This is a genomic window from Pedobacter sp. Leaf194, assembly GCF_001423945.1.
Taxonomy (GTDB): Bacteria; Bacteroidota; Bacteroidia; order Sphingobacteriales; family Sphingobacteriaceae; genus Pedobacter.
This window is the reverse complement of the sequence record NZ_LMPU01000010.1, coordinates 224103-237587: the sequence shown is the minus strand read 5'-3', so window position 1 is coordinate 237587 and position 13485 is coordinate 224103. Positions and strand designations below refer to the sequence as shown.

At 38.6% G+C, this 13485-nt stretch carries 12 protein-coding genes; 5 read left to right on the top strand and 7 right to left on the bottom strand.

Annotation, left to right across the window (positions count from 1 at the left end; genetic code table 11):
- Window positions 1–31: 31 nt before the first annotated feature.
- Window positions 32–643, bottom strand: coding sequence for a SprT-like domain-containing protein (locus ASG14_RS15615; protein ID WP_056871996.1), 612 nt, complete (start codon window positions 641–643; stop codon window positions 32–34).
- A 59-nt stretch (window positions 644–702) separates the two neighbouring features.
- Complete coding sequence (locus ASG14_RS15610; protein ID WP_056871995.1) at window positions 703–2973, bottom strand: helix-turn-helix domain-containing protein; 2271 nt, start codon at window positions 2971–2973, stop codon at window positions 703–705.
- Between the two features lie 626 nt (window positions 2974–3599).
- Here ASG14_RS15610 and ASG14_RS15605 point away from each other — a divergent pair.
- Window positions 3600–5183, top strand: a complete 1584-nt coding sequence (locus tag ASG14_RS15605; protein ID WP_056871994.1) for a peptide chain release factor 3 — start codon at window positions 3600–3602, stop codon at window positions 5181–5183.
- A gap of 119 nt (window positions 5184–5302) precedes the next feature.
- Here ASG14_RS15605 and ASG14_RS15600 read toward each other — a convergent pair whose 3' ends face one another.
- A complete protein-coding gene (locus ASG14_RS15600) occupies window positions 5303–5752 on the bottom strand; it encodes a GyrI-like domain-containing protein (RefSeq protein ID WP_056871993.1) in 450 nt (149 codons plus the stop codon).
- Between the two features lie 188 nt (window positions 5753–5940).
- On the opposite strand from ASG14_RS15600, the gene rsgA reads away from it, so the two are divergent.
- Complete coding sequence (rsgA, locus tag ASG14_RS15595; RefSeq protein WP_056871992.1) at window positions 5941–6861, top strand: ribosome small subunit-dependent GTPase A; 921 nt, start codon at window positions 5941–5943, stop codon at window positions 6859–6861.
- A 42-nt stretch (window positions 6862–6903) separates the two neighbouring features.
- Here rsgA and ASG14_RS15590 read toward each other — a convergent pair whose 3' ends face one another.
- A complete protein-coding gene (locus ASG14_RS15590; RefSeq protein WP_056871991.1) occupies window positions 6904–9363 on the bottom strand; it encodes a hypothetical protein in 2460 nt (819 codons plus the stop codon).
- On the bottom strand, window positions 9329–10354 hold the full coding sequence (locus ASG14_RS15585) for a hypothetical protein (protein WP_056871990.1): 1026 nt from the start codon (window positions 10352–10354) through the stop codon (window positions 9329–9331). The genes ASG14_RS15590 and ASG14_RS15585 overlap by 35 nt, the downstream gene beginning before the upstream one ends.
- Before the next feature lie 28 nt (window positions 10355–10382).
- On the opposite strand from ASG14_RS15585, the gene dtd reads away from it, so the two are divergent.
- From dtd to ASG14_RS15570, 3 genes are read left to right on the top strand one after another with little or no spacing between them, the layout of a single operon-like run.
- Window positions 10383–10835, top strand: coding sequence for a D-aminoacyl-tRNA deacylase (gene dtd, locus ASG14_RS15580; protein ID WP_056871989.1), 453 nt, complete (start codon window positions 10383–10385; stop codon window positions 10833–10835).
- Window positions 10835–12373 carry a glycosyltransferase family 39 protein gene (locus ASG14_RS15575; protein WP_056871988.1) on the top strand — a complete coding sequence of 513 codons (1539 nt, stop codon included), beginning with the start codon at window positions 10835–10837 and terminating at the stop codon, window positions 12371–12373. Before dtd ends, ASG14_RS15575 begins: the two co-directional genes overlap by 1 nt.
- Window positions 12363–12689 carry a nucleotide pyrophosphohydrolase gene (locus ASG14_RS15570; RefSeq protein WP_056871987.1) on the top strand — a complete coding sequence of 109 codons (327 nt, stop codon included), beginning with the start codon at window positions 12363–12365 and terminating at the stop codon, window positions 12687–12689. Before ASG14_RS15575 ends, ASG14_RS15570 begins: the two co-directional genes overlap by 11 nt.
- Before the next feature lie 16 nt (window positions 12690–12705).
- Here ASG14_RS15570 and ASG14_RS15565 read toward each other — a convergent pair whose 3' ends face one another.
- Together ASG14_RS15565 and ASG14_RS20300 are read right to left on the bottom strand one after the other, a co-directional pair.
- Window positions 12706–13008, bottom strand: a complete 303-nt coding sequence (locus ASG14_RS15565; RefSeq protein WP_056871986.1) for a DUF4286 family protein — start codon at window positions 13006–13008, stop codon at window positions 12706–12708.
- Window positions 13009–13096: 88 nt separating this feature from the next.
- A complete protein-coding gene (locus ASG14_RS20300) occupies window positions 13097–13429 on the bottom strand; it encodes a hypothetical protein (protein WP_157274952.1) in 333 nt (110 codons plus the stop codon).
- Window positions 13430–13485: the final 56 nt, after the last annotated feature.

The window sequence follows — 13485 nt, the reverse complement described above, 5'->3', positions numbered from 1 at the left end:
AAATTAAACAAACATTAATTGATAATTGGCGCTATGGCTCAATAAGAAAAACTTCAGCCAGAGGATTAAAAAGATATATCCTTTTATCATCGAGACAGACACAGCGGTAGCGTTTTCTAATCCTTTCGCCTTTTTTAAACCGTCGCCCGTCTTTTATCTTGAAAACAGAATCTCTAGGGATTTGCTCTAAATGTAAAGTTTCAGTTTTATCAGAATCATATTTTTTCAAAGCCCTCGAAAGATGTAAATCCGAGCAACTAGATGCTGCAGGATTCGACATATAATTATCAATTGCCTTGTGGATATCTGAAGGAAAAATGTTCATGTCGAAAAATGGCACCATCATGCGTTGAAAGTTTTTTTTCCATTCCGAACCATGTGGTTTTACTTTGTTTTTGTAGTCGTTCCAGGTTAGCAGATGCGCAAATTCATGAACGGTTGTAACCAGAAAAGCGTAGTTATTTAAATTAAAATTTACTGAAATACGGTGGCCTTTATCCCGAAAAGGGTGACGGTAATCGCCAAGCTTAGTAGAACGGGTTTTCGCGATTTTAAATTCGCATTGAAAATAATCTATCCACTTTGCAATTAGCGGCGCCGCCTCTGGGGGCATGTATTGCGCTAAAAGGTTAACTTTCTCCATTTAACCGCAAAGTTCGCAAAGTTTTTCGTTGTTTCAGCGAGTTGCACGATTTTAACGCCCTATTCTTCAGACGGAGATAACGATGCCAGCACCAGTTTAATTTCGCCAAAGGAGTAATCTTTGCCAAGAAATTCACGAATGGTGGCCATCGATTTTGTTTTCTGGCTTTCAACAGCGTCACTAATGTTTTTAATTTTGTTCTGCTTAACTAACTTCGAAACATCAATTTGCTGTGTTGACACATAATAAGCTAAATGCCCTTCAATCGTTCCAACAGAAAAACCACGCTCTTTCGCAATTTCTTCTAAACTTTTGCCTTGTTCAAAAAGTTCAAAACTGATTAACTTCGTATCTACCTTTGGTTCCTTTTTCTTCTTTTCAACAGCCGACTTCACTTTCAAAACCTGACCTTTCAGCTGAATCGCTTTTTGCAACTGGTTGTTACGTTCAGCAATGTTTAGCAAGGCATCTGTATCCGCTTTGCTAAATTCTTTGCCATGGATAATGGCCAGCAATAACGCCTTACTTTTGTGCATTTTTTTCAGCTGTTCATAAACAAGAATTTCTAGTTCCAGGAGTTCGGTTAAGTAAGTTTTAATCCCCTTCTCTTCTTTTACCGATTCAATTTGCGCCAAAAATTTATCAGATACTTCTTTTACAAGCGGATTAAAATATTTTAGCGCTGCCTCAACTCTTTTCGAAACGTTAAACAAAGTGTGTTCAGTTTGTTGTGAAAAGAGATTTTTGAGCTGATTAATGAAAGTGTCGGCAGTAGCCGTAATTTTCTGAAATTCCTTATACAAATCCATCGTCCAGCTGTCATAACGTTGCTTGGTCGATTTTGCCTCACTTTTATCGAAGGTTTCTACATGCTCTTTCAGGTAATAACGAACCAGGTTAAAATCGAAAGCTGCAAGTAAATAAGTTCTAATAAAATCGTAACTCTCAAAACTAATTTGTTGTTTAAGAATATCTGCAGGCTGTTTGGTGTTTGAGAAATAATGAATGTTTTGATCCTGCTGTAAGCCATTTTCACGCAGGTGCGAAGTGAGCACCAAGCCTTTTAACGAGCGTAAACGCGAAAGCGCGACGTAGGCCTGGCCGGGCGCAAATGCATCCCCAATGTCAATTATTGCCTTATCAAAAGTTAAACCCTGACTTTTGTGAACCGTAATTGCCCAGGCTAATTTTAATGGATATTGAACAAACGAACCCGCAACATTTTCTGCAATTTCATTGGTGGCTTCGTTCAATTTATACTTTACATTTTCCCAGGTATATGGCGAAACGGCAATAATGGTTTGCTCTTCCGGCAGTTTAATTTCTATAATATCCTTTTCGATATGGTGCACAACGCCAATTTTGCCATTGTAATAGCGTTTATCGGCAGTCATGTCGTTTTTGATAAACATTACCTGTGCGCCAACTTTAAGCTCTAAACTTTTTTCATTCGGATAAGCATATTCGCTAAACTCGCCGGTTATTTTGGCATCAAAAAAATAAGATTTTGTTTTCAGTTGCGTCAGCCTTTCCCTGTTAATCGCATCGGCTTTATTGTTGTGCGTAGTTAGCGTGATGTAATTTTCATTGGCGGCAGGCTTAAAATCCTGCTGAAAATGTTGGCGAAGCAGAGCCGTATCTTCTGGTGTTATTTTGTTGTTTCGAAGGTTATTCAGCAGATCAATAAATACGGCATCATCCTGCCGGTAAATCTTATCCAGTTCAATATATACCGGTGGGTTATTTTGAAGTGCAAGCGCATCGAAAAAGTAAATGCTTTTGTAAAAACCAGCCATAACCCGCCACTCATCATTTTTAACTACAGGAGGCAATTGGTGCAAATCGCCAATAAAAAGCAGTTGCACGCCGCCAAAGGGCACATTTCTGCTTCTGCGAATGTACCGAAGTGAAAAATCAATTGCATCGAGCATATCAGCACGCAACATACTCACCTCATCAATCACAAGAAGTTCGAGCTCCTGGATCATACGCCTTTTATTGCCCTGCATATTTAAATGCTTAACAATTGTTCTCGGCGTATTAAAATTAAAAGTGATGTTTTGATTAATTAAATTGCCTGCAGCATCAGGAAAGAACGCCCCAAAAGGCAGTTGAAATAGAGAATGTATGGTTACCCCCGCCGCATTAATTGCCGCAATGCCCGTTGGTGCACAAATTAAAGCTTTTTTGTGGGTAAGCTGGATTAATTTCCTTAAAAAGGTTGTCTTACCAGTACCGGCTTTCCCGGTTAAGAAAACATGTTTTGAAGTGTAATTAATAAATTTTGCAGCAATTTCTGCAGGCATAGAAATTTCTTCCAATTGTGGCATCGACTTAAAATTTTGGTTTGCTTTACTTTGGAGGGATTACTAAAGCTAACAACTTTAGCACAAAAATAGGCATGATTTATTCATAATCTGACTGGAAAATTGATTTTTCTTTTCTGGAAATTTACGTTCGGCTTTCTATTGTAAACTGCTTACCTTTCGCTGTAGCGCCGAAGAAAAATCGGCGGCTGCCGCTCCAGTCAGGTTTAAAATGTTTGGGCCGGCGCTTTTAGGTGGGCAAACGGAACCACGAAGCGCTAAAAGAGGTTTAATAAACCCGACAGTAATGAAAATACTTTTTTATGCAGCTCACGAAAAGGAATTTTTGACTTGTTATGCCGCTTGAGGCGTGATTATGAGCAGACCAGAAGCTTAAAAAAGATTGAAATAAATGGCGGGGCGGTCGTTCCCAAGCAACACTAAATTTGCTTTTCTAAAAATATTTATCAGGCTTTTAAGATAGAATGTTTATTGCAAACATGCGCTTGCAGATTAAACAATTAAGCAGTTTAAACAGTTAACCATAATTCTTATCTTTGCAGGCTGATGAAACAAAATTATTCAAATCTTATCGCAGTTAAATTTCTTTAACCTAGGTTTCATCACCCTTTTTTACCCAAAATTTTATTATGCTTAACCCTGAAATAGAAAAACGTAAAACCTTTGCAATTATTAGTCACCCCGATGCGGGTAAAACCACATTAACGGAAAAGTTTCTTCTTTTTGGTGGTGCAATTAATACGGCTGGAGCGGTAAAACGTAACAAAGCGAACCAGAGCAATACTTCCGATTTTATGGAAATTGAGAAACAGCGTGGAATTTCGGTGGCAACCTCGGTAATGGGTTTCGAATACAGCGGCAAGCGAATTAATATTTTAGACACCCCCGGCCACAAGGATTTTGCTGAAGATACCTACCGGACTTTATCGGCCGTAGATAGTGTAATTTTGGTTGTAGATTGTGTGAAAGGTGTGGAGGAACAGACGGAAAAATTGATGTCGGTTTGCCGGATGCGGAATACGCCGGTAATCATTTTCATAAATAAAATGGACCGCGAGGGGAAAGAGGCTTACGATTTATTAGATGAAATTGAGGAAAAACTTAACATCAGTTTATGCCCGCTTTCATGGCCTATTGGGCAGGGACACACCTTTAAAGGCGTTTATAGCATTTACAATAAACATTTAAATTTATTCAATTCTGATAAAACCAAGGTAACTGATTCGGTTGTGGCGGCAAATGATTTGAATGACCCTTCTTTGCTGAATTACCTTAAGGAAAATGAAATAAACAACCTTAAAGATGACGTTGAACTGGTGGATGGCATTTACGGTAAAATTGAGAAAGATTTATATACTGATGGTTTGGTAGCGCCGGTGTTTTTTGGGAGCGCGATAAATAACTTTGGTATTAAGGAACTTTTGGACACGTTTATCGACATTGCGCCTAGTCCGCGGCACAGGGAAGCTGAAGAGCGTGACGTTTTGGTAGAAGAGAAAAACTTTAGTGGATTTGTATTTAAAATTCATGCCAATTTAGACCCTAAACACCGGGATAGGATTGCCTTTTTAAGGATATGTTCTGGCAAATTTGAGCGAAATAAATTTTACTACCATACCCGTCAGGATAAGAAACTTAAATTTTCTAACCCGATGGATTTTATGGCAAATGAGAAAAGTATTGTTGAAGAGGCATGGCCGGGAGATGTAGTCGGCTTGTATGATAGCGGCAACTTTAAAATTGGCGACACGTTAACAGAAGGCGAAAAATTACAGTTTAAAGGCATTCCGAGTTTCTCTCCGTCGATTTTTAAAGAGGTAGAAAATATGGATCCGATGCGTACCAAACAATTGGAAAAAGGAATTGAGCAATTAACTGATGAAGGTGTGGCGCAACTATTTGTGATGCAGCCCGGAAACCGGAAAGTAATTGGCGCAGTTGGCGAATTACAGTTTGAAGTAATTAATTTCAGACTGGAGCATGAATATGGTGCAAAATGTAGGTTTCGTACGCTAAGCTATACGCGTTCCAGCTGGGTAACTTCTACCGATAGAAAAAAATTAGATGAGTTTGTAAAGCGTAAGCAGCAGCATATCGGTTTCGATAAAGAGGCAAATCCTGTTTATTTATCGGATAGCGAATACATGATTAATTTAACCAAGCAGGATTATCCTGATATTGATTTCCATAAAACAAGCGAGTTCAAAAGCTAATTGATAATCGAATAGAAAATTTTGAAAAGCAAAAACCTCATTTTACTCTAATGAGGTTTTTTGGGTTACGGCGTTAAGGTTCCGGACTCAAGCGCCTACAACTTTCAGGCAGCGTTTACCTATTTTCTAACACCTAGGTAAATTTCTACTTCCGAATCTGCGCCTTGCTGAGATCTTTCGCTATAAACTTCAAAATCAGCATTATACGTTCGATATAGTGCGATGTTATCTTCCCAGATTTCTTTCCAAATGGCTACAACTGCTTGTGGCATTTCCCCTTTTGCTTTATATTTTAAAAGCTTTTCATTTGTAATTTCTCTACCCACCAAACCATCAGGTATAATGTTCAGGGTGCTTACCCGCTGGCCGATAATGGCGGTATACTTTCCGGTATAATCACTCTCGTAATCCGTATAAACGGCATAAATATCGTTGCTCTCTTTGTTTGGGATTTTATTAAAAATTTCTTCGAGGTAGAACTGTTGCCAAAGTTTTCCCAAATCTGATGCAGCTTGATTGTTTTGATTGGTCGTTTCCGTTGAGATGCCGATAATTTTGAAGTTTTCCATGGGTAAATTTTGAACGAAGATAGTGTTTATTGAGAGGTTAAACAGACAGTTTTTTCGTTGAGCGCTTGTGTTTAAGTAAAGCGAAAAGGCTGGGATAAGGTTAATTCAAAACTTAGGGTATTGGTTTCCGAATCATCTTTATTTTAGCGCCACATTTTTAACTCCTTTTTATACCTTTGTTACAAAATATGCAGGGCTTAGTTATTAAATCTACCGGAAGTTGGTATAGCGTTTTGGCCGATAATGGTAAGCGTTACGACTGCCGTATTGTGGGCAAATTCAGAATTAAAGGTATTAAAACGACCAATCCGATTGCGGTTGGCGACCGTGTAAAATTCGAGCTCGAGAAGGATAGCAACCAGGGTTTGATAAACGAACTGATGCAGCGGAAAAATTACATCATCCGCAAATCCATAAACCTGAGCAAACAGGCGCAAATTTTGGCCGCGAATTTAGATATGGCCATCTTGCTGGTTACGCTGGCATCTCCAAGAACATCTTTAGGGTTTATCGATAGATTTTTAGTTACCGCCGAGGCCTATGATGTTCCTGCCGTTCTGGTCTTTAATAAACTCGATTTGTTTAGTAAAGAAGGTTTAGAAATACTACAGGAATTTAAGGATATTTACGAAAACATCGGTTATCCATGCTACGAAGTTTCGGCTTTGAAAGGCATCAACATTCCAGTCATTCAGGAATTAATTACCAACAAGATTACACTGATTTCCGGCCATTCCGGTGTTGGCAAATCTAGTTTAATTAATGCCTTATTGCCCGACAGGGATTTGCGTACCGGCGAGGTTTCTGATTGGAGCGATAAAGGGCAGCATACCACTACTTTTGCCGAAATGTTCGAACTGCCGCAAGGTGGTTTTATTGTAGATACGCCCGGAATCAGAGAGTTGGGTATCATCGATATCGAAAAAGAAGAACTTGGCCATTTCTTCCCTGAGATTTTCAAAACCTCTCACAATTGTCGTTTTAACAATTGCCGGCATGTTAATGAACCAGGATGTGCAGTTATCGAAGCCGTAAACGAAGGTGATATTGCTGTGTCACGCTACGAAAGTTACCTCAGCATTTATCATGGCAATGATACAAGGCATTAAATTAGCCTTAAACAAAGTTCAAAATCATAAAACAACCGAAATTTATCTTCTCGTAATAAAATCTTTCAGGTAGCTACATTCGCTAATTGCTGTGTTGTAAAATGGCGTTTTAGCATATTTAAGTTTTAACTCTTTGAAGTATGGATTGTGATAGTTCGCAGTTAAAAAGTTTTGATATTTTACATCTTTTGTATCATAATAACTGAAAGAAACGGTATTGTAATTCATGATAATCTGTTTCTGCGCACACTTTGCAAGCATGAAAGTACACTTGGCTTTAAAATCAGCATTTGTGCTTAAGGCTCTCGCCTTTAAATACCAGGATTTGGCGGTCTGCGCTTTTTTGTAATCTACATCATAACCAAATTTAGGTGCGCTGCTGTTATCATAAGATGACCAGTCGTAGCTTATCAAAAACCAGCTGTTTCCGTAATAACCTGTTTGATAAACTGCATTTGCCATTTTATAGTAGTATAATGCCGCATTCTTTTTATCGCTGAGCGTTAATTTTTGCAACCTCAACATTTCTGCTGCAAAAGTTTTCTTTGTTATTGATGTTTTGGCAGAAACATACCTTTTTGGAAAATCATTAATGGTTTCGATAAACGGATTGGCGTAAAGCTTGGTCTCGCCTTCGCTGGCATACCAGTTTTCGGGATTAAAATAGTTGTATTTTGGCGATACCTTGCCGAACATCTGCAAGGCTTTAGCGTACTGATGGGTGCGCAGGTAAGCTGTGCCATAAAGCTCATAAAAGTCATCATTATTTAACTGGTTTAAGGCTTTAGAAAGTAAGCCAACAAGGTTATCTTTTGGCTTGGCACTTTTAAAATCTGCCAGATGTTGCATACTCAGCGGAGTAAGATATTTTTGCCAAAAGGAGGTGGTTTGGTAGCTGATGTTTTTAAATAGTGAATTTTCATTTAAGGATTTATATTTCAAATCACCTTTTACCATTGCGAGTGCAGCTTTGGCTGTATCGCCCATTTTCATGTATGCGGGCGCTAAAATCTGTTGGTAAAAATTCCTAGTCGTTATGGTAAAACGGCTGTTTCCACTTTCTGACTGGTTATAGTTGTAGTTTTCATTTCTTGTTTGTTGCTTATTTTCCTCGAAGCGTTTTTCGTCGAGCCATTTAAGTGCTGGCAGCAAATCATTTTCGTTAAATGAGTTTCCTTTTTGAATATGTTTCGACTTAATCAACAAGTCTACAATTCGGTATTGGCTAAGCAGCTTTTCCGGCAGTTTCTCCGGATTTAAGGTTTTAAGGTAATTTGAAGCAAGTAAATCCTTATTTTCCATCCACGAAAGGTAAGCGGCTGTTAAAGTTCCTAATGCTGGCTGCGGATATTTCTTTTCTGACGCAAGCTTTACTGCAAAATCTTTTATCTGACTTAGGTTTTTAAGATTAAGGTTTTGAACGCTGTCGCGATACTTCTTACTACTCCCATTATCTAGAAAATAATAGTTGTAACCAATTTTCGCGATATCATTATCTTTAATTAAAGCTTGTTCAAGCTTGTTTATTTCTCGCACCAGAAGTGCTCCGTTTAGTGGGCTTTTTGGATTGTATTGATATACCTTTTGTAAACTTGCCAGGTCGAATTCGGAGTTTCCGAAGCCATTAATCGCCCAAATGTTGGTTTTCTCCTCATCGTTTTTAGCATATTTTAAGGCGCCATTTATCGGCGAATCGGTGTAGTAATAATTTTTGTAAGCCTGTATTCTGCGCTCTGGATTTGATGCAAACACTTTAGAAAAGATATACGCAGCCTGGTCCGGGCTTCCGAGTTTCCGGATAGAACCAGCATACAAAGCCTGGCTCCAGCCCTTAACTGCGCTGTTACTTTTGATGGGCTTGATGTACTTCTCGTAAACGATTTTGCAATCTTTATAATTCCCCGAATAATGAAACATCCGGGCAGATTGGTAGGCGTAACGCAGTTTCAGGAAGTCATCCCGCTCTGCTGTTGTCAATTTTAAGGCTTCCTTTGCTTTGGCTTCCATCGCCGTAGAATCTCTTGGTTCCGGGTCCCATTCATTCCATCGTGCATTGGCTAATGGCTCGCAGCTTTTAGCAAATGTGTAGTAGTTTAACGCCTGTTTTTTTCTCGTCAACGCTGCAATAAAAGTATTGTTCTTTAAGCTGTCTGGCAATTCGTCCAACGAGTTTCCATCGTAGCCCGCAAGTTTTACACTTGCTGCGCTGTCTAAACCATACATCACTTTGTGTACATCGGCTGCTTTTACATCCAGGTAAGTTGCCCATTCTTTACTGTTAATTTCTGCTTCGTCCACAACCGCTTCTTCGCTGTAGAGGTAAGCCATTTCGGTAAACGCGAATGGTACATACTCATCGCCTTCCGTATTATTATGGAAATATGAAACATAATAATCATAGGGATCTACTTCACCGCCACAGGCCAGGTTAACCGCTATTTCCCCAAAGTAGGCAACAAGAAAGGCGCTAAAAATTATCGATAACTTTCTGAAGTTCGTCATGTTTAAATGTATTTAAAAGGTCGTTGTCCAGGTGGTAAAACACCACATTACGTTCTTCTGGCTTTAAATGTCGTGATAAAAACCGGGATGCGGTAAGCAAGTCATCCGGCGTAACTTCTTCCCACCTTATAACGTCTCCGGTTCTTAGCCCAGCTTGTGGATAATCAATCATCAAATCAAAAAATGTCGATTTTCCCCGTCGCTTAAAAAGTTTTTTATCGTTTATCTGGGCTTTTGATATCCGTTTTGAAATGCCCGCATATTTCTCTTTCCTAAACACAACGGCCCAATTAAATAATGGCAACGCGACATCGATTTTAAGAGGGTAGGTCTCCAGCTTGTCGCTGAGGTAAGTCTCCATTTCCTTCATGTCCAAAATTGAGTTCTGTTCTCCATATTTTCGAAGGTTGCCCATGTTGTAGCACATGAGCATCACTTTTGTAACCGGAGGAATTCCGCTTGATGCCAGGTTTTTTACCTGATGTAGTCGCAAGGTTACCGAAATCTGTTTCCGCTTAAGTAAAGGCGTTAATTTGAGTTGATTCAGGAATATGAAGTACTTATCTCTGGTGGTTTTTGTCCAGTCGCAATCTATCTGCAGTTCGCTAAAAGTTTTCTTACCTGCCTGATTTACTTTCGAATTTACAAATTTAGAAATGCGGGTTGCGAGCAGTTTGCTATCGCCTTCTGATAAATTATTGAAAATGTTATTAACCAGGTAAACAACCGGAACAATGGTGGTTTGTTTTGGTAAAGAGTCCTCAAAACTTACAGGCGAAACAGGCACGGGTTCTTGCGTATCCGGATTGATATCTACATCCATAATGCGGACATAAAGCGATTTGGATTTAAAATCGTTTAGGTATTTTGTTTCTGCTTTCTGGTTCGTATAAACCGTTCGCCAGAAATAAAATGTTGGATGCACTGCAAATTTAGGTTTACAGGCGGCAAACAAAAGTGCAGTAATTAGTAAAATACCTATCTTGCGCATATATTTTGATTCCCAAAAGTAGTATAAAATGCGTGCAGTTTTACAAAGAGTTACTGAAGCCAGTTGTGTAGTCGAAGGAAAAATAACTGGTCAGATAGAAAGCGGGTTTTTGGTTTTGCTTGGCATTGAAGATGCAGACAGCAATGAAGATGTTGACTGGCTTGCTCAGAAGGTTGTAAATATGCGTGTTTTTGCTGATGAGAATGACCTGATGAATAAAGCTTTGGCAGATATTGGAGGCAGCATCCTTTTAATCAGTCAGTTCACCTTATTTGCATCAACAAAAAAAGGAAACCGGCCTGGCTTTACCAAAGCTGCCAAACCCGATGTTGCTATTCCGCTTTACGAGCAAATGATTGACAAGCTTTCTTCGTTGCTTGGGAAGAAGGTGGAAACCGGAATTTTTGGGGCAGACATGAAGATTTCTTTGGTAAATGATGGCCCGACGACCATTTTTATCGACACAAAAAATAAAGAATAATGAAGAACAGGTATCCCCATTTCATCGAGTTCGGTTTGCTTGTATTTTTTTTCCTGCTTAAAATCGTTTTAAGTTACGTTTTAGTCAACAATGTGTATGAACTTCACCGCGATGAGTTTTTACATTTAGATCAGGCCAATCATCTTGCCGCAGGTTTTACTTCGGTTCCGCCGCTAATGTCGCTCTTTTCATTAATAATTCAGTTTTTAGGAAATGGCGTGTTTTGGGTAAAGTTTTTTCCTGCCTTTTTTGGTGCGCTAACGATGGTTTTTGCCTGGCAAATTGTAGGCAAACTGAAGGGTAACCTTTTTGCGAAATGCCTGGTTGCCATTGCTTTTATTTGCTCGGTTTACATCAGGCTTAACATTCTTTATCAACCAAATTCGTTCGATGTTCTTGCATGGACAGCTATGTTTTATTACCTGATTGGTTATTTTGAAACCAACAAACCTGGCATGCTTTACAAATTTGCAATATGGACAGCCTTAGGCTTTTTAAATAAATACAATGTGCTTTTTTTGGTGCTTGGCATTTTACCCGCAATTCTAATCACCCCAAGAAGAAGCATTTTTACCAATAAGCATTTATATTTCGCTATAGGACTGGCCTTGTTAATTATTTCTCCAAATGTAATCTGGCAGATAAAACACAACTTCCCGGTTATAAGCCATATGAAAGAACTTGCCGAAACACAATTAGTAAATATAAAACGGATTGATTTTTTTAAGGAGCAGTTGCTTTCTTTTATCAGTGATATTTTTCTGCTATTGGCGGCTTTTGTTGGTTTCGCTATCTATAAGCCTTTTAGAAAATACAGCTGGGTAATATTGAGTTACATTTTCACCTTATTAATTTTTAGCTATTTTAATGGGAAAAGTTACTATGCATTGGGGCTCTACCCGGTATTGTTAGCCTTTGGCAGTGTATACATAACTGAAGTGATTTGTAAACGGTACATTCTTCGAACAGTTCTGGTGCTCTTTATTGTTGGCTCATTTGCGTACATCATTCCGATTATGATGCCTGTTTATACCCCCGAGAAGATAATCGCAAACCATAAGCGATTTGAACGCGTTGGCGCTTTGCGTTGGGAAGATGGAAAAAATCATGATTTACCACAGGATTTTGCAGATATGCAGGGTTGGAAGGCCCTGGCTGCAATTGTCGACGTTGCTTATTCGAAAGTTAAAGATAAAGCTGCCGTGGTGGTCCGTACGGATAATTATGGGCAGGCAGGCGCAATTAATTACTACTCGAAATACAGGAACATCAATGCAGTTTCTTACAATGCAGATTACCTCTACTGGTTTAAACTGGACAGGCCCGTTAAGGACTTAATCCTTATCAGAGAAGCAGGAGAGGAAGATCCGGAAAGGAAGAAAGAACAGCCATTTTTTGAAAAAATTTCGAAAATAGGAGAACTAAAAAGTCCTTTTGCAAGAGAAAAAGGTGCAACGGTTTTTTTACTGGAAGGCGCCAAAATAGACATCAACAGGAGATTAAAGTTAGAAATAGAAGAAGAGAAAAATGACAATTAACGAAGCACAGGAAACTGTAGATAACTGGATTAAAACAACTGGAGTAAGGTATTTTAATGAACTTACTAATACGGCTATTTTAATGGAAGAAGTTGGCGAGGTTGCCCGTATCATGGCCAGAAAATATGGGGAACAGTCTTTCAAAAAAAGCGATGAAGATGTTAATTTGGCTGATGAAATGGCCGATGTGCTTTTCGTTTTAATCTGCCTGGCTAATCAGACTGGCATTAACCTAACCGATGCCCTTAAAGAAAATCTTCAAAAAAAGGCCATTCGGGATGCTGACAGGCATAAAAATAATGATAAGCTGAAATAATGCTATGCTGAGTAGACTAACCTACAAACTCCATCAAAGTTCTATAGGCCACAAAACGATTTTTGAATTTCTCATTTAAATCCTGTTGTAAAGCCGGTGCGTAAACTTGATGGTATTGGTTATAATTTTCAAGATTTTCTGCAACGTACTGTGCGCAATAAGTAACGCCTTCATTCGGCGAATCCAAAACTTTAAGCAACCTGTGCGATACAAACATGCCCGTAGCCATCACTTCAGGTATATGAATTTCTGTCATCCATTGCAACCATTCTTCGGCAGCTGCGTCATCTAAAATTAAAGTAACATTGTATAATAACATAAGGCAAAGATAGTAATTATGGCATTGTGTTGCAGAAATTGATAAGATTACTGAATTAAATTTAGTCTGAAATCACAACCTGAAATTGTTAAATTGTATTAATTTTTCGGATAGTCATAAATTTTTCGAACTTAGTGGATTGAGAGCAAATTAATCCCTTCATCCCTAAAATGAAAAATTTTCGCCCGTATAGATTTTTTAAAGCCTTTATAATAATTGGTTTTTTAACCATGGTATGTTTTTTTGCTTTTGCATCAGAAGACAGACATGTTTTTGCCAGTAATTTATTTTTAAGAACGCTTGCAGATCTATATTCTGTTTTCCAATTTCCAACACATACATTTTTCGGCAGGTTTTTAGGTGCACACCTCTGGTTATACTTTTTAACCTTAGTATTTAATGCTGCAATGTTTGCGTTCATTATCGAATTTGGGCTTTCCACAGAGGCAACATACCGAGAAAATAAACACAAAAAGG